Origin of the sequence: Flavobacterium flavipigmentatum (assembly GCF_020911905.1) — a bacterium.
In the GTDB taxonomy this organism is placed as follows: domain Bacteria; phylum Bacteroidota; class Bacteroidia; order Flavobacteriales; family Flavobacteriaceae; genus Flavobacterium; species Flavobacterium flavipigmentatum.
The window spans coordinates 1,036,692-1,052,835 of record NZ_CP087133.1 but is presented as its reverse complement, the minus strand read 5'-3'; the positions used below and the strand labels follow the sequence as shown (position 1 = coordinate 1,052,835).

Below are 16,144 nucleotides of genomic sequence, written 5' to 3'. Positions count from 1 at the left end.
AAAATTATTACAATGAAAAAATTAATTTTATCTTTAGTACTCATGGCTGTAACAACAGGTTACAGCCAAGAGTTAAACCTACCCGTTTTTACGCAGTATTTAGCTGATAACCCTTTTGTACTCTCACCTGCTTATGCGGGTATCGGGGACAACCTACGTATTAGAGCCAATGGCTTGACGCAATGGGTGGGTATTAAAGATGCTCCCGAAAATCAGTCGGTTTATGCCGATTTTAGAATCCTGGATCGTTCCGGTGTTGGTATTTCGGTGTACAATGATAAAAACGGATATACTAGACAAACTGGAGCCAAAGTTTCGTTTGCCCATCACTTAATTTTAGATTATTATTCTAAACAGTATTTGTCTTTTGGTATTTCGTACAACTTTAATAGTTTCAGAATCGATATTAATGATTTTAATAACAACGGTCCTGACGGAAACCCTGTTTTCGATCCATCGATAACAGATAACCGTTATACTAGCAATAATAACTTTGATGTTAGTGCCTTGTATCGTAACCGAAACTTTTATGTAAGTTTTAATGCCAATAACGTTTTAAAGAAAAATGTTGACAAATATAGAGGTGTAGAGCCTAGCTTGCTTTCCAATTATCAGGTGTATACGGGTTATACATTTAGAGACGGCGAGAACAGCCGTATCGAGTATGAGCCTTCTCTTTACTACCAATATTTTGCTAGTGATAAACGTTCTACAACCGATTTTAACTTCAAGTACAGACGTTACAATCGTTACGAAGATTACTATTGGGTTGGGGTTTCGTATCGTTTCTTAAACGACCAGTTTCCTAAGCCTCTTTCTGTTGGCCCAATGGCTGGTTTTATGAAGTCTAAATTCTACTTTGGATATTCGTACCAAATTATGTTCAATGACTTAGGCAATTACAACACAGGTACGCACGTTGTAACGATTGGTTTCGATTTCCTTCAGTCAATCAGTAACTGTCCTTGTACGCAAAGTCCGGTGCATGATTAAGACTGTTTTCTGTTAAAACACAGCATAAATGGTATAACGAAGCATTTTTATCTTTTTTAAAAGTTAATTTGTTTTTTTTCATAATTTACAACGTTTTCGTTGTGATTGGCCCTTTATTTTTAGATTTTTCGAATTTAATACTACCCTAAAAGTTCTATATTTGTTTTTCTTTCAAAAAATTAAAAACTTATCAAATGAAAACTTTAAACGATTTCGATTTTAAAAATAAAAAAGCAATCATCCGTGTTGACTTTAATGTTCCTTTGGATGAAAACTTTAATGTAACAGATGCAACTCGTATTGAGGCAGCAAAATCAACCATTGATGCTATTTTAGCACAAGGCGGAAGCGTAATCTTGATGTCGCATTTGGGAAGACCAAAAGGTGTCGAAGAAAAATATTCATTAAAACATATTCTTAAAACCACTTCTGAAATTTTAGGAGTTCAGGTACAATTTGCTTCAGATTGTGTTGGAGAACCAGCGCAGACAGCTGCCAAAAACCTAAAAGCAGGTGAAGTTTTATTGTTAGAAAATTTACGTTTTCATGCCGAAGAAGAAGCGGGAGATGTTGCTTTCGCCAAAGAATTGGCGTCACTTGGTGATATTTATGTAAACGATGCTTTTGGTACAGCGCACAGAGCGCATGCTTCGACAACCATTATTGCACAATTTTTTCCAACTGAAAAATGTTTCGGAATCTTATTGGCAAAAGAAATAGAAAGTTTAAATAAAGTACTTAAAAATAGCGAGAAACCTGTGGTGGCTATTTTAGGTGGTTCTAAAGTTTCTTCGAAAATTACGGTTATCGAGAATATTTTAGACAAGGTAGACCACATGATTATTGGTGGTGGAATGACTTTTACATTCGTTAAAGCACTTGGTGGTAAAATTGGTGAGTCGATCTGCGAAGATGACAAACAAGAATTGGCACTTGAAATTTTAAGATTGGCTAAAGAAAAAGGGGTTCAGATTCATATTCCTGTTGATGTTATTGCTGCAGACGATTTTTCAAATACAGCAAAAACTCAAGTGGTAGACGTTACCGCAATTCCTGACGGATGGCAAGGTCTTGATGCAGGTCCTAAATCTTTAGAAAATTTTAAAAAGGTAATTTTAGAATCGAAAACTATTTTGTGGAATGGTCCTCTTGGAGTTTTTGAAATGGAAACTTTCTCTAAAGGAACTATTGCTTTGGGTAATTTTATTGCCGAAGCAACCGCAAAAGGAGCTTTTTCATTAGTGGGAGGTGGCGACTCTGTTGCTGCTGTAAAACAATTTGGTTTCGAAGACAAAATGAGTTACGTATCTACAGGTGGTGGTGCAATGCTTGAAATGTTAGAAGGTAGGATTTTACCTGGAATTGCTGCAATTTTGGACTAAAAATCCACAATTAACATTTTTTTAAAGGATTTACACCCATAATCTGATTAAGTTTGTAAAACTAAGGTTTTTGTAATTCATTGAATTATAGAATTTTAAAAAAATGTTATATGATTGTAAGAAAAATATCGTTAGCGGTTTCTGTTTTATTCTCAATGTCATTGGTGGCGCAAGAAGTTGCCCATAATGAGGTTACGGTAAAGCCTGAAATTAAAATTTCGTACCTGGATTCTGTTAAAAGCACGTTTGTAAAAGACAATTTGGCTACCCGTGTAGACAGTCTATGGATGAATGAGTTAACCAGTTTAGACATTTACGAGGATCTGACCAAAGACATTCAAACCATTAATACCGATTTAAGTGTTAATGAAGAATTGCCAACAGACTTGCTCAAGCAACGTCTTCAGGACATGAATGAGAAATCACCGTTTGATATAGAATACAACCAAGGATTAGAAAACATAATAAAGTCGTTCTTAAAAAATCGTAGAAAGTCATTTTCGCGTTTAATGGCTTTATCAGAATACTACTTTCCTATTTTTGAGGATGCTTTTGCCAAGCAAAACGTTCCATTAGAAATAAAATATTTAGCCGTTGTAGAATCTGCTTTAAATCCTAAAGCAGTTTCTAGAATGGGCGCTACTGGACTTTGGCAGTTTATGTACGGTACCGGAAAACAATATGATCTTAAAATAGATTCGTATATTGATGAGCGTAGCGACCCAATTCGCGCTACTGCTGCTGCCTCAGAATACATGAAAAAAATGTACGCCATTTTTGGTGACTGGGAGTTGGTTTTAGCATCTTATAATTCTGGTCCAGGAAATGTTACCAAAGCAATTCGCCGTTCTGGCGGAAAAACCAAATATTGGGACATTCGCAACCATCTTCCAAGAGAAACACAAGGATATGTTCCTGCTTTTTTAGCCACAATGTATCTTTTTGAATACCACAAAGAACATGGAATAAATCCTGAAAGAGCGGTTGTTAAGAACTTCGAAACCGATACTGTTCGCATCAAAGAAAAAATGACTTTCAAACAAATTGCTGATTTGCTGGATATACCACAGTCACAGCTGGAACTTCTAAATCCTTCGTATAAACTAAAAGTAGTACCTTTCTATAAAGACGAACAACATTTTTTACGTTTGCCAAAAGATAAAATTGCTACTTTCGTTTCTAACGAAGATAAAATTTATGCTTACGTACAACACGACAGCGGTTTTAGAAGAATGCCCACACAATTGGCTTCAAGATTGGCACCTAAAAATAAGGTGATTAAAACGAATCAGGTTCAGGATTTTGCTCAAAGTACAGAATTTTATAAGGTGCGAAAAGGCGACAACTTGGGCGCCATTGCTGACAAGTACAATGTTTCGGTAGTAGATATCAAAAAGTGGAATAATCTTAAAAGCAACAATATTGCACTAGGAAAAACACTTAAAATTAGATCTACAGATACCATCAAGAAATCAACTGATGTAAAAGTAATTCCGATTGCAGACAAAAAAGATACTCAAGAAGCAATCGCTGCCGCGGATGAAAAAGTTAACACCGTTACTGAGTCTAAAGAATACATCGTGCAAGCTGGAGACAATCTGGGCAGTATTGCCAAAAAATTCGATCTTACTGTAGCCGAATTAAAAGAGTGGAATAACTTAAACTCAAACAACATTGGTTTAGGGAAAACGTTAATAGTTGGTAAAGCTACCGAAATAGCAAACAATCAGACTACCGCGGTTGCTTCAAATACTGTTGATTCATTCAAGAAAAAACCAATTTCTAAAAATATTGGTGAAGAGTATTTCGTTAAAAAAGGCGATTCATTATACAGTATTTCAAAAAAATACCCTGGTGTGACTATTTCAGATATTAAAAAGTGGAACAACATCAAGGATGGCGATATAAAACCCGGAATGAAACTTAAAATAAACGGATAATTAAAAATCTTACTTAAATTTGGGTTTTATTTCATAAAATTATAAAAATGAATAAAACCCATTTTTTATGCTTATTACTTTCGTGTTTGTTCGTTGCGTGTTTTCAGAAACATGACAGCGATCAGCCTGTTAAAGAAGGCAAAACCAATACCATATCGGTCATTATTGATGATCAGTTGTGGTATGGCGAAGTGGGAGACAGCATCAGAAATAAATTTGCATCACCAGTCTGGGGACTTACCCAAGAAGAACCTTTGTTTACCATCAATCAATATCCCGCGCGTTTGCTGGAAGGTTTTGTAACCGATAGCCGAAGCATTATTGTGGTAAAAAAAGCCGGAATCGATAAGTTTGAGGTAAAAACCAATACCAAGTCGCTGCCCCGAAATACATTCCGAATTTACGGCAAATCGATAGAAGATCTTATTTGCAGTATCGAGATGAACGGCCCGCAAATTATCAAGGCAATTCGTCATACAGAAATTCAGAAAATTCAGAAAGACAACAGTAAATCACTTTTGAACCCCACCATTATCAAAAATAAGTTTCATGTCGATTTGCAAATCCCGACAGGTTACGAATACATGTTGCACAAAAAGAACTTTATTTGGCTTAAAAAAGAAATCATTAGCGGTAACACCAGTTTACTGATTTATCAAATTCCTAAATCGAGAATTACTCGTGGTACAGATATCGTCGGAAATATTGTTAGAATGCGTGATTCTGTTGGCCGATACATCAAAGGTCGCGAACCCAATACGCAGATGATCACAGGCGAAGCCTATGCGCCTTATTTTTCGGTTACTTCATTAAACGGAAAAAAAACATTTGAGACCAAAGGTACTTGGGAACTTAGAAACGATTTTATGACGGGGCCTTTTATCAATTACGCCATTATTGATGAAAGCTATAATAGAATCCTTGTGATTGAAGGCTTTTGTTATTCTCCATCCAATCAGGAACGGGATTTAATGCTGGAATTAGAGGCCATAATAAAATCGGTAAAAGTGATGAAAAGATAATTTTAAAGAATATAATAGAAACAGAATGGAGTTAAAATGGAAAATAAAGCCTTTTGAGGCATTAACTACTCATGAGTTATATGATTTACTCAAAGTGCGCAGTGAGATCTTTGTAGTCGAACAAAATTGCGTTTATTTAGACCTTGACGGGAAAGACAAGCAAGCATTACACCTCATTGGCGAATATGATGATAAAATAGTGGCCTATGCACGTTTGTTTGACGCAGGAATTAGTTTTGATAATGCTTCTATTGGGCGTGTTGTTGTGCATGCTGATTATCGTGAAAAAAAATGGGGACACGATTTAATGCGCGAAGCAATTGGCGGAATCAAAACGCATTTTGATAAAGACAAAATTACAATTGGTGCACAGCTGTACTTAAAGAAGTTTTACGAAAGCCACGGTTTTGTGCAATCCAGTGAAATGTATCTGGAAGATGATATTCCGCATATCGAAATGATTCGTGAATAGGTCTTTTGTTGAAAGGCAAAAAAAAAGCTACAATTTTTTAGGTTGTAGCTTTTTTTAGGTTTGATGTGATTACATTTTCAATATCGTTTTGTACTCAGCCTGATTGTTTAAAACACTTACCGCCTTCTTAATTTCAGAGTTGCTTTTGATGTAAAATTGATACAATCCCTCTTGATATTGGTATCTTTTGATGAGTTCTTCCTGAATCAGGTTTTTAATTTCCTTTTGATTTCTGTCCAGTAACGTTGTTTCGCTTTTTTCAAGCGCAGTTAGTAGTTGCTGGTATTCTGCCTGAATCGTTTCGTCTATGTTTTCTTTTTTAGCTGTAGCTAAAGTGTTCTTCAAAGCAACTTCGGTTTCGGTATCAAAAGTGATTTTGTTGGTTTTCAAATATTGTTTAAAACTGGCATAATCAGCATCTGTAATCGTCGGAATTTTGTCGCCTAAATTTGGATTTTTGTAATAATAAGAAGTAGCATAATCAAAGATTCCATCATTTCTGTTCAAAGCATTCGTAATCGGGCTCACTTTGGTTTCATCCAATTCGATGTCTGGCAAAACGCCACCCCCGTCATAAACGGTTCTTCCTTTTCTGGTTTTAAAGGCATTAAAGTTTTTAGCATCTGTTTTTTGAGCGACACCATTTTTGTCTTTATGCGCATAATCCAATGCCTGAATGCATCGTCCCGATGGCGTATAATAGCGAGAGATAGTTACTTTTAGCTGAGTTCCGTAAGTAAGTTCTACCGTACGTTGTACCAAACCTTTACCAAAACTTCTGCTTCCCAGAATTACGGCGCGGTCTAAATCCTGTAAAGCACCAGAAACAATTTCAGAGGCCGAAGCACTTCTTCCGTTAACGATAATAGCCAAAGGGATTTCGGTATCAACTGGCTCTTTGTTGGTTTTATACGTGTTATTGTGTTTTTCGATTCGGGATTTTGTAGTTACGATTACTTCGTTTTTCGGAACAAACAAATTGCAGATATCAACCGCTTCATTAAGCAAACCGCCCGGATTTCCTCTTAAATCGAGTACAATTTGTTTGGCACCATCTGCTTTTAGTTTCTCAAGCGCGTCTTTTACTTCATTAGAAGCTTTTCTACTAAAATGAGCCAGAACGATATAACCCGTCTTCTCATCAATTTTTCCAAAAAAAGGAACCGATTTAATTTCGACTTCATCCAGAACGATGTCTGTTGTATACGTTTTTCCCTGACGGAGGTATCTAATAGTAAATTTTGTGTTTTTGGCACCTTTTAGCAATTGAGAAGCATCGTCTTTAAAATCGGCAATCAAAACATCACCAATCTGAATAATTTCGTCACCTGCTTTTAACCCCGCTTTGTCGGCAGGAAAGTTTTTATACGGTTCTCTTACCAGCAAACGGTCTTTTTTTCTGGTGATTAAGGCACCAATTCCGGTATATTCGCCCGTATTGTTGATTTTGAAATTGACCACATCCTGCTCGTTAAAATAAACCGTGTATGGATCAAGACTTGCCAACATACTTTTGATAGACTTGTCCATCAATTCGCCGGGATTGGTGTCATCAACATAGTTGGTATTGACGGCTTTGAATAACGTTGTAAAGATTTCGATTTGCTTGGCGATTTCAAAAAAATCGTCTTTAAAACTGGTTCCAATAAATAAAAATGCTGTAGCGACAGCTGGTATAATAAATTTCTTTTTGAAATAAGGTTGCATCTGTTATATTTTTTTTCTTTTTAATCTTTTCCTAATAAAATAAGTAATTACCAAAAATAGGATGATAAATGGCCAAACGCTAATTAATGATATTAAAAAGCTTGATATTTCAAAAAATCCACTTTTAATAGCGTTAAGAAGTTTCGAACCGTAAGAGGTTTTAACACCTTCTTTTTCTGCTATAGTTTTATAAAATTCTATCGTAATGGTGCTTTCCGAAACTCTGCTTTCTAAATATTTTAACTGTCCTTCTTTGGCTTCAATTTCCTCACGAATGGCAGAAATCTGTTTTTCAATTTCGAGAATTTCGCTTATTTTGTTGGCTTTTTGTAATATTTCTAGGTATCTTTCTTCGAGTTTTCTTTTGGTTTTTAGTCTCGAATTAAGATCGATATATTGTTCGGTAACATCTTCTGACGTGATTTCTTTGTTTTCGAAATAAGAGACGCCTTTGGATATTTTTTCAATAAAAAAATCAAAATTCTGACTAGGAACACGTATAGTAATGTTTCTGAAAGCTGAATTATAATCTTTTCCTTCTGAATCGGTTTGAACACTTGATCCACTTTCTTTAATCGCCTTTTGAATCTGATTGAAAGTCTCATCTAAGTCATTGGTTTCAAAACGAAGTAAAGCAGTTTTGATTATTTTTTGCGGTACCTTAGATAAATTCAGATTTTTATCTTTTTGATCTGCAAAAGATTCTTTTTTTGGAGTAAGTTTTATTGAAGAAATAGCGCTGTTTTCCATTTCAGCTTCACTTTTTGAACAACTGAAAAATGTTAAGACTAAAAATAAAAATAAAATATGTCGCATAAAATTTCGATTGAGAGCTAAAACTACAATTTTTTTATAATTTTTTATCTAAATGAATAAATTATGTTGCCTTTTAAGAATTATTCTTCTTTTTTAATTTCAGATTCAGGAGTTTTATTTACCTGAAGCAAAAATTTTTCAAACAACTGAACGGTTTTGGTATTGATTTCCTGGTAAGATAATTTGTCTTTAGTTTGGTAAAAAAACATGATAGAATAAGGCTCCTGAACGTTATCCCAAAGCAAATGTTTGTTCAAACGATAGGTTTCACGCAATACACGTTTGAAATAATTACGATCAACCGCTTTTTTAAAATATTTTTTTGAGACCGAGACACCAATCTTGATTTTCTCGTCAGCATTTGCTTCACCGGCGCGATACACCAAACGCAACGGATATTTAGAAACCGATTTTCCTTCAGAAAATAGTAATCCAATTGTAGTTTTGCTTTTTAGTTTCTCGTTTTTCGGGTAAGTAAAATTCATTAAATTCAGGAAAATAATACCGGTTTTAGTAGGCAAAGGTACAATTAAACCACCATAACCGTTATTGTTTTTAATTTTAATGACCTTAAAAAATTTATTTGTTACTTTTGGGCAATAATTTTTTAAGCATGCAAAAAATAATTTCTTACCCTATTTCCGTTATTTACTATTTGTGTTTTGGCTTTTGTTTGGCTATTTTTCACCCAATACAATGGATATGTCTGAATGTTTTTGGCTATCAGGCTCATAAAGTAAGTGTGGATTATTTAAATTTTTTCCTTTTACGTTGTACAAATTTGGTAGGAACCACGTACAAAATAAAAAACAGAGAGACAATTCCCGTAGGAGTTCCAATAATTTTTGTCTCTAATCACCAAAGTATGTACGATATTGTGGCTATGATTTGGTACTTTAGACGTTTTCATTGTAAATTTGTAAGTAAGAAAGAATTAGGAACGGGTATCCCGAGTGTGTCATACAACTTACGACATGGTGGATCAGTTCTTATTGACCGAAAAGACCCAAAACAAGCCATTCCGGTGATCAAAGGTTTGTCTGAATATATCGAAAAGCACCAGCGTGCGGCTGTGATTTTTCCTGAAGGCACAAGAAGCAAAACCGGAAAACCAAAAGAATTTGCCCAAAGTGGCTTAAAAATCTTATGCAAATATGCGCCTTCTGCGTATGTAGTTCCGGTGAGTATCAACAACTCATGGAAAATGGTAAAGTATGGTTTTTTTCCTGTTGGTTTAGGAAATCGCCTTACCTTTACAGTCCACAAAGCGTTAGCAGTAAAAGACCATGACTTTGCAGAGTTGATGGCAATGACAGAGAAAGCAATTGTAGAAGAAGTAAACGAGTATAAATAGATTTAAATTTTCAAGAATAATTTTAAGTTTAAGTCCCAAATGTAAAATAAGTAATGTCTATACAAAACATTAGATTAGAAGTGATGCAGTTTTTAGAAAAAAACGTCGACAGCTTCGTAGAACAGTATTTAATTCCGGTTGAAAAAATTTGGCAGCCCACAGATTTTTTGCCTAATTCTCAAGGAGAAAACTTTTTTGAGGAGGTAAAAGAATTACGTGAGATTGCAAAAGATTTGCCTTATGATTTTTGGGTAACGCTTGTTGGTGACACCATCACTGAGGAAGCTTTGCCAACGTACGAATCATGGCTAATGGATGTAGAAGGAATTGATCAGATAGAAAATGGTGGAAATGGATGGTCTAAATGGATTCGTCAATGGACCGGTGAAGAAAACCGTCACGGCGATTTGCTAAATAAATACTTGTATTTGTCTGGCCGAGTGAACATGCGTGAAATTGAAATGACAACGCAGCACCTGATTAATGATGGTTTTGATATTGGTACCGGAAGAGACCCGTACAAAAACTTTGTTTACACTAGTTTTCAGGAGTTGGCAACTTATGTTTCTCACAACAGAGTAGCGCAGATTGCCAAGAAATTTGGCGACAACAAATTGTCTAAAATGTGCAAAATGATTGCGGGTGACGAGATGCGTCATCATCACGCTTATAGCGAATTTGTTACGCGTATATTTGCTGTTGATCCTAGCGAAATGATGTTGGCTTTTCAATACATGATGAAACAGAAAATCGTTATGCCAGCACATTTTTTAAGAGAATCGGGTCAAAAGATAAGTTCTGCTTTCGAACAATTTTCGGATTCGGCACAACGTATCGGCGTTTACACAGCATCAGATTATGTAGATATCATGCAAAAATTAATGGATAAATGGGAGATTGATAAAATTTCAAATTTGACTGATGAAGCAGAAAAGGCTCGTGATTATTTGATGAAGTTGCCTGCTCGTATGGCGAGAATTTCAGAAAGATTGGTGATCCCACAAGAGTCTCATATCTTTAAATGGGTCGAACCAGCAAGATTGTAAATTTTAAATTTTAGATAAAACGCAACTTTGTTGTGTTTTGTCTAAATTACCAAATATATGTTGATTATTAGAGTTTTTAAAGCTCTGATAATCAACATTTTTTAATAAAATCGGGTTGCAATCTTATCCTTAATAAAAGTTGTAAATCTGACTAAACTGCAAATTATGTTTGTTTTTTTATAAAATCAAACAGTATAAAATAATTATGGATAACGAAAAATTGATCAATAAAACGATAGCTTTTGTAAAAGAAAAACTCAACGATGCCGAAGGTGGTCACGACTGGTTTCATATCGAAAGAGTGTATAAAAATTCGCTTTTGATTGCCCGCGATACCGAGTGCGATTTGCTTGTGGTGCAATTAGGAGCCTTGCTTCATGATATTGCAGACAGTAAATTTCATGGTGGCGATGAAACGATCGGACCCAGAACGGCTCGTTTGTTTTTAGAATCTGAAAACGTTTCTGAAACCATTACGGAACATGTTGTAAATATTATTGAAAACATCTCTTTTAAAGGCGGAAATTTTCAAAAGAAGTTTTCTTCTATCGAATTGGATATCGTTCAGGATGCGGATCGTTTAGATGCTATAGGAGCAATTGGAGTAGCAAGAGCGTTCAATTATGGAGGATTTAAAAACAGAAGCTTGTACGATCCCGAAATTGCGCCAATCAGCACCATGACAAAGGAAGAATACAAGAACAATAACGCGCCCACTGTTAATCATTTTTACGAAAAGCTTTTACTTTTAAAAGATAAAATGAATACCGATACTGGAAAGCAAATTGCGGCAGAAAGACATCGTTTTATGGAATCCTTTCTAGCTCAGTTTTACGCAGAATGGGAAGGAGTGAAGTAAGATCTTTTTAAGTTAATCGACCAGCATCAAGCATCAAGATTTCTCAATCGGATTCAAAATTATGTTCAAAAAAATCGGGTTATTTAGTAAATTCAGCTTTTAGCAAAAATCTTAGTCACTCAGCAACTTAGTATCTTAGAACCTTAGCTACTTCAACCTAACTACATCCACAATTGCCGTCACCGCAATCTTTTTTCTTTTTAGATTTGAAAAAAAACTTTTTGATCAGGAAAGCAATGGCAAAACCTAAGATGATAAAGGCTATAATTTCTTGGACCATCGTGATTTATTTTAGAATTTGATAAGCAAATAATGCTACAAAATAGGCGAGACCGCTCATAAAAACGAGTTGCATGGCTGGCCATTTCCACGAATTGGTTTCTTTTTTGGTGATGGCAAGTGTACTCGCACACTGTAAGGCAAAGGCATAAAATAATAATAACGATATTCCCGAAGCAAAATTGAAAATTTTGTGACCCGTTTCCGGATTGATTTCTTCCTGCATTTTGCTTTTTATCGTGGCTTCGTTATCACTGTTTCCAACACTGTAAATCGTGGCCAGTGTACCTACAAAAACCTCTCGTGCGGCAAACGAACTGATAATCGCAATCCCGATTTTCCAATCGTAACCTAAAGGTGAAATGGCCGGTTCGATGGCTTTACCCATGATTCCGATATAAGAGTTTTCTATTTTTTGAGATGCAACAGCGTTTTCAAATTCTATTTCGGTCAATGGCTTATAGCTGTTTCTTTCTTTTACAATTTTTTCGGCTTCGTTAAAATCTCTTCCGGGACCATAAGAGGCCAAAAACCATAAAATAACAGATATCGCAAGGATAATTTTACCAGCACCCATCACAAAAGCTTTTGTTTTTTCAACGACATTGATGGCTACATTTTTAAAAAGGGGTAATTTATAACTAGGCATTTCGACCACAAAATAGGTTTTGCTGTCCAGTTTTAATATTTTGTTTAAAATATAAGCAGACAATATAGCGGCGGTAAAACCCAGTAAATACAATAACATTAGCGACAATCCCTGCATGTTTAAAATCCCGAAAATACGTTCATTCGGAATTACCAAAGCGATGATGATAGCGTAAACCGGTAATCTGGCAGAACAAGTTGTAAAAGGAGTTACCAGAATAGTAATCAGACGCTCTTTCCAGTTTTCGATGTTTCGGGTCGCCATAATGGCCGGGATAGCACAGGCAGTTCCCGAAATTAAAGGCACAACACTTTTACCTGAAAGACCAAATTTGCGCATGATTTTGTCCATCAAAAAGACCACACGACTCATATAACCGCTTTCTTCCAATATCGAAATAAAGAGAAACAAAAAGGCAATTTGTGGAATGAAGATCAAAATTCCGCCAATTCCCGGAATGATTCCTTGCGAAAGTAAATCGGTTAAAATACCGCTTGGCAATTCCGCCCCAACCCAGCTGCTCAAAGAAGCAAATGTGCTGTCAATAAAGTCCATTGGGATGGTTGACCAAGAAAATATAGATTGAAAAATAATAAATAAAATCGCAAAGAAAATCACGTAACCCCAAACTTTATGCGTTAAAACACGGTCTAGTTTGGCTCGTACATCATTTGCCATTGAGGCATCTACTTGTAAGCCTCCTTTTAAAACCTCATTGATAAATTGATATCTTTTGATGGTTTCTTTTTGCTGTAAACGTTTTAACTCCGAATGTGATTTGGTAAAAGTGCTTCTGAGTTCATTTCGATCAAGATTAGAAAAATTGACATCCTGCGTAATTACCAACCATAATTTGTACAACAATTGGTTAGGAAAAGCTTCCTTTAGATTTTTAAAGTAAACTATATCAATGCTGGACATGTCGAGGCAAGCTTCATTCGGGAGAGTCCTGTACGAAATAATCAGGTTTTTTAGCTCTTCAATTCCTAAACTTTTTCTGGAACTGACTAACGCAATTTTTGTTTTAAGATGTTCTTCGAGATAAGGAATATCGAGGGTAATTCCTTTGCTTTTCATACGATCAGACATGTTAATGACTAATATCGTTGGAATTTCGAGATCTTTTATCTGCGTGTAAATCAGTAAATTTCGTTTTAGATTTTCAACATCTGTTACGACTACTGCTACATCGGGATATAATTTATCATTTTTGTTGAGCAAAAGTTCAATCACGACACTTTCGTCCATCGAACTGGCATTCAAACTGTATGTTCCCGGTAAATCAAGTATGTTGGCTTTGATATTGTGAGGCAATTTGCAAAAGCCTATTTTTTTTTCTACCGTGATGCCCGGATAATTCCCCACTTGCTGATTCAGACCTGTAAGCTGATTGAAAACAGAGGTTTTTCCGGTATTGGGATTTCCGATAAGGGCAACATTAATATTTTGAATGCTCATTACAGAATGGTTTTGATAAGTTCAACTTCAATTTCGCGAGCAGTTTCTACACGAATGGCAACATGTGAGCCATTAATGTCCAGATACAAAGGATCTCCAAAAGGAGCGATCTGAAGCAATTCGACCAAGCTGCCCGGCAAACAACCCATTTCTAGTAACTTTAGCGGAATCAAATCGATATCAAAATCTTTGATAATGGCTTTTTCGCCTTTTTTTAGGGAGTGGATAGTAGTTTGCAAGCTTATTTAGATTGAATTTAGATTGCAAAAATAGACAATTATTCTTTATATTAAGGTATTTAACACAGTTTTGTACCGACTAATGTTTCCTCAAAAAACCTCTTTTTACTGCTGGCATAAAAAATCAATATCTTCCAGAAGACGTTTCATATCTTCCTTGTTGGTTCCGTCATAAAAACCACGAACGCGACGCTTTTGATCGACCAAAACAAAATTTTCGGTATGTACCATATCATACAATTGGTCAGGTCTTCCTAGTTTTACCGCCAAGTAAGATTTGCGGGCTATTTTGTAAATTTCTTTTTTGTCGCCGGTAACCAAATTCCATTTACTGTCTACCACACCATGTTTTATAGCGTATTTTTTAAGTACCGGAATACTGTCAACCTCAGGAAAGACGGTATGAGAGAGTAACATTACTTTAGGATTATTTAAAACAGCTTTTTGAACTTCGGCCAGATTGGTCGTCATTTTGGGACAAATAGAACCACAGGTGGTAAAGAAAAAATCGGCTACATAAATCTTTCCTTCGTAATTTTTTTGCGTGATGGTATCTCCGTTTTGATTGATAAACGAGAAATCGGCAATCGTGTGGTATTTGCTTTTGTACTGTACTGTACTGTCCACTAATTCAGGATTTACATCGGCGGGATTAAAAATGGGTAATGTTTTTTGTGGCTTCAAAGCCGAATAAAACAAGGATATAGTTACTACCGAAAATACAATCAAAACAATAAAAAACTTTCGGTATCTGTAAAGAAGCGATTTCATAAATAAAATTTGATGCAAAAATACAAAAAGCAGTTTTTAAAATCTTTATATAAAAAGGTTTTTAACAGGATCTTGTCATTTTTGGAAGGGAATATTTCACGAATTAAAATCATCTGGATGGCTCCGAAAATTCAGGAGTTTGAAGCAAATTATTTTAGCTTCGGTTTCCGGATGGATTTATTCACCAGATACAATCCGATAAGGGTAACCATAGAACCAACCGCAATAGTTTGGGTGAGTGTTTCTCCAAAAATAAAAAAACCCAGAACGATCGCAACAATCGGATTGATGTACACATAAATACTGCTGATTTCTTTGGGAAGATGCTGTAAGGTGTAGATAAAAGCAATAAACGTAAATACAGAACCCACTATCACCAGATAACCAATAGACCACCATGATGCCGGAGAAATTTGCCTTAACGGAATATTGGTTCCGGTTGCTTCGGTAATCATAAAAAGGATAAAACTCGAGAGTAACATTTGAAGCCCCAGGCTAAAATAGGGATTGAAATTAACGGCTTGTTTGGTAGTCTGCAAAATTCCAAACGCCCAGGTTACGGTAGCTGTGAGAGATAATAGTATTCCAAATTGAAATTCAGGACGTATAAAATCTGCCAGATAATCCATAAAAATAATACAAATACCCCCAAAACTGATGAGCAAACCAATAATTGCCAGTTTGGCCACTCTTTCTCCCTGAAAAAAACAAATGATAACGATCCAAATAGGAAAAATGGCTGCAATAATAGCACCCAAACCACTACTGATGTATTTTACGCCCCACGTGCTTAATCCATTGCTCAAAGCAAAATTTAAAAGGGCCAAAACCAGAATAGTACGCCATTGCTTTCCTTTTGGCCAAGGTGCTTTTTTAATTATAAAATAAAGCACATATAAAAGGCCGCCCAAAAACTGACGAATTGTAGCCAGCTGCAAAGCAGGCATGTGTTTTACTCCTTCTTTTGATGCCAGCCAAGTTGTTCCCCAAAAAAAGCTGACGCAGCATAATGCCAGTATAGGCAGGCCGATAGCATCAATTCTGTTAGAAAAGGCATTTTGTAATTTTGCTTTCAAAATGGTCGTTTTTTGTTGGGCAAATATTCCAAAAACAATTTTAAATATTAGAGAAAAAAGGGAATTTATTTATTAAAATCA

The 16,144-nt window shown here is 35.6% G+C and carries 16 protein-coding genes; 8 read left to right on the top strand and 8 right to left on the bottom strand.

Translation table 11 applies throughout. The annotated features are described in order from the left end of the window. Positions 1-12 precede the first annotated feature (12 nt). From LNP22_RS05000 to LNP22_RS04980, 5 genes are all read left to right on the top strand, one after another. A complete protein-coding gene (locus tag LNP22_RS05000; protein WP_229975610.1) occupies positions 13-993 on the top strand; it encodes a PorP/SprF family type IX secretion system membrane protein in 981 nt (326 codons plus the stop codon). Between the two features lie 194 nt (positions 994-1,187). Continuing rightward, positions 1,188-2,375 carry a phosphoglycerate kinase gene (locus LNP22_RS04995; protein WP_229975609.1) on the top strand — a complete coding sequence of 396 codons (1,188 nt, stop codon included), beginning with the start codon at positions 1,188-1,190 and terminating at the stop codon, positions 2,373-2,375. 110 nt (positions 2,376-2,485) lie between these two features. Further along, positions 2,486-4,315, top strand: coding sequence for a LysM peptidoglycan-binding domain-containing protein (locus LNP22_RS04990; protein ID WP_229975608.1), 1,830 nt, complete (start codon positions 2,486-2,488; stop codon positions 4,313-4,315). Between the two features lie 47 nt (positions 4,316-4,362). Next, the gene (locus LNP22_RS04985) at positions 4,363-5,337 is read left to right on the top strand and encodes a DUF4837 family protein (protein ID WP_229975607.1); all 975 of its coding nucleotides are present in this window, start codon (positions 4,363-4,365) and stop codon (positions 5,335-5,337) included. Positions 5,338-5,362: 25 nt separating this feature from the next. After that, positions 5,363-5,809 (top strand): GNAT family N-acetyltransferase, encoded by a 447-nt coding sequence (locus LNP22_RS04980; protein WP_229975606.1) that lies wholly within the window; start codon positions 5,363-5,365, stop codon positions 5,807-5,809. Between the two features lie 69 nt (positions 5,810-5,878). Here LNP22_RS04980 and LNP22_RS04975 read toward each other — a convergent pair whose 3' ends face one another. From LNP22_RS04975 to rnpA, 3 genes are all read right to left on the bottom strand, one after another. Beyond that, complete coding sequence (locus tag LNP22_RS04975) at positions 5,879-7,516, bottom strand: S41 family peptidase (protein WP_229975605.1); 1,638 nt, start codon at positions 7,514-7,516, stop codon at positions 5,879-5,881. 3 nt (positions 7,517-7,519) lie between these two features. Next, positions 7,520-8,266: a DUF4349 domain-containing protein gene (locus tag LNP22_RS04970; RefSeq protein ID WP_229975604.1), complete on the bottom strand. Its 747-nt coding sequence runs from the start codon at positions 8,264-8,266 to the stop codon at positions 7,520-7,522. Between the two features lie 146 nt (positions 8,267-8,412). Next, on the bottom strand, positions 8,413-8,817 hold the full coding sequence (gene rnpA, locus LNP22_RS04965; protein ID WP_229975603.1) for a ribonuclease P protein component: 405 nt from the start codon (positions 8,815-8,817) through the stop codon (positions 8,413-8,415). Positions 8,818-8,945: 128 nt separating this feature from the next. Here rnpA and LNP22_RS04960 point away from each other — a divergent pair, with 128 nt between their 5' ends. The 3 genes from LNP22_RS04960 (at position 8,946) to LNP22_RS04950 (ending at position 11,591) form a co-directional block, all read left to right on the top strand. Further along, a complete protein-coding gene (locus tag LNP22_RS04960; protein ID WP_210666959.1) occupies positions 8,946-9,686 on the top strand; it encodes a lysophospholipid acyltransferase family protein in 741 nt (246 codons plus the stop codon). Positions 9,687-9,739: 53 nt separating this feature from the next. Next, a complete protein-coding gene (locus LNP22_RS04955) occupies positions 9,740-10,732 on the top strand; it encodes an acyl-ACP desaturase (protein WP_210666958.1) in 993 nt (330 codons plus the stop codon). Positions 10,733-10,937: 205 nt separating this feature from the next. Continuing rightward, entirely contained in the window at positions 10,938-11,591 is a 654-nt protein-coding gene (locus tag LNP22_RS04950) for an HD domain-containing protein (RefSeq protein ID WP_229975602.1), read from the top strand. Positions 11,592-11,748: 157 nt separating this feature from the next. On the opposite strand, the gene LNP22_RS18490 is transcribed toward LNP22_RS04950, so the two are convergent. The 5 genes from LNP22_RS18490 to LNP22_RS04925 form a co-directional block, all read right to left on the bottom strand. Next, on the bottom strand, positions 11,749-11,871 hold the full coding sequence (locus LNP22_RS18490) for a FeoB-associated Cys-rich membrane protein (RefSeq protein WP_210666956.1): 123 nt from the start codon (positions 11,869-11,871) through the stop codon (positions 11,749-11,751). Positions 11,872-11,877: 6 nt separating this feature from the next. After that, a complete protein-coding gene (gene feoB / locus LNP22_RS04940; protein ID WP_229975601.1) occupies positions 11,878-13,977 on the bottom strand; it encodes a ferrous iron transport protein B in 2,100 nt (699 codons plus the stop codon). Continuing rightward, entirely contained in the window at positions 13,977-14,216 is a 240-nt protein-coding gene (locus LNP22_RS04935; RefSeq protein WP_210666954.1) for a FeoA family protein, read from the bottom strand. The genes feoB and LNP22_RS04935 overlap by 1 nt, the downstream gene beginning before the upstream one ends. A 105-nt stretch (positions 14,217-14,321) precedes the next feature. Further along, positions 14,322-14,987, bottom strand: a complete 666-nt coding sequence (locus LNP22_RS04930; RefSeq protein WP_229975600.1) for an SCO family protein — start codon at positions 14,985-14,987, stop codon at positions 14,322-14,324. A gap of 149 nt (positions 14,988-15,136) precedes the next feature. Continuing rightward, on the bottom strand, positions 15,137-16,063 hold the full coding sequence (locus LNP22_RS04925) for a DMT family transporter (RefSeq protein WP_229975599.1): 927 nt from the start codon (positions 16,061-16,063) through the stop codon (positions 15,137-15,139). Positions 16,064-16,144 lie beyond the last annotated feature (81 nt).

Bases quoted from the DNA above. Each gene is read 5' to 3' on its own strand.
- LNP22_RS05000 (WP_229975610.1), top strand. From the start codon at position 13: ATGAAAAAATTAATTTTATCTTTAGTACTCATGGCTGTAACAACAGGT.
- LNP22_RS04995 (WP_229975609.1), top strand. From the start codon at position 1,188: ATGAAAACTTTAAACGATTTCGATTTTAAAAATAAAAAAGCAATCATC.
- LNP22_RS04990 (WP_229975608.1), top strand. From the start codon at position 2,486: ATGATTGTAAGAAAAATATCGTTAGCGGTTTCTGTTTTATTCTCAATG.
- LNP22_RS04985 (WP_229975607.1), top strand. From the start codon at position 4,363: ATGAATAAAACCCATTTTTTATGCTTATTACTTTCGTGTTTGTTCGTT.
- LNP22_RS04980 (WP_229975606.1), top strand. From the start codon at position 5,363: ATGGAGTTAAAATGGAAAATAAAGCCTTTTGAGGCATTAACTACTCAT.
- LNP22_RS04975 (WP_229975605.1), bottom strand. From the start codon at position 7,516: ATGCAACCTTATTTCAAAAAGAAATTTATTATACCAGCTGTCGCTACA.
- LNP22_RS04970 (WP_229975604.1), bottom strand. From the start codon at position 8,266: ATGGAAAACAGCGCTATTTCTTCAATAAAACTTACTCCAAAAAAAGAA.
- rnpA (WP_229975603.1), bottom strand. From the start codon at position 8,817: ATGAATTTTACTTACCCGAAAAACGAGAAACTAAAAAGCAAAACTACA.
- LNP22_RS04960 (WP_210666959.1), top strand. From the start codon at position 8,946: ATGCAAAAAATAATTTCTTACCCTATTTCCGTTATTTACTATTTGTGT.
- LNP22_RS04955 (WP_210666958.1), top strand. From the start codon at position 9,740: ATGTCTATACAAAACATTAGATTAGAAGTGATGCAGTTTTTAGAAAAA.
- LNP22_RS04950 (WP_229975602.1), top strand. From the start codon at position 10,938: ATGGATAACGAAAAATTGATCAATAAAACGATAGCTTTTGTAAAAGAA.
- LNP22_RS18490 (WP_210666956.1), bottom strand. From the start codon at position 11,871: ATGGTCCAAGAAATTATAGCCTTTATCATCTTAGGTTTTGCCATTGCT.
- feoB (WP_229975601.1), bottom strand. From the start codon at position 13,977: ATGAGCATTCAAAATATTAATGTTGCCCTTATCGGAAATCCCAATACC.
- LNP22_RS04930 (WP_229975600.1), bottom strand. From the start codon at position 14,987: ATGAAATCGCTTCTTTACAGATACCGAAAGTTTTTTATTGTTTTGATT.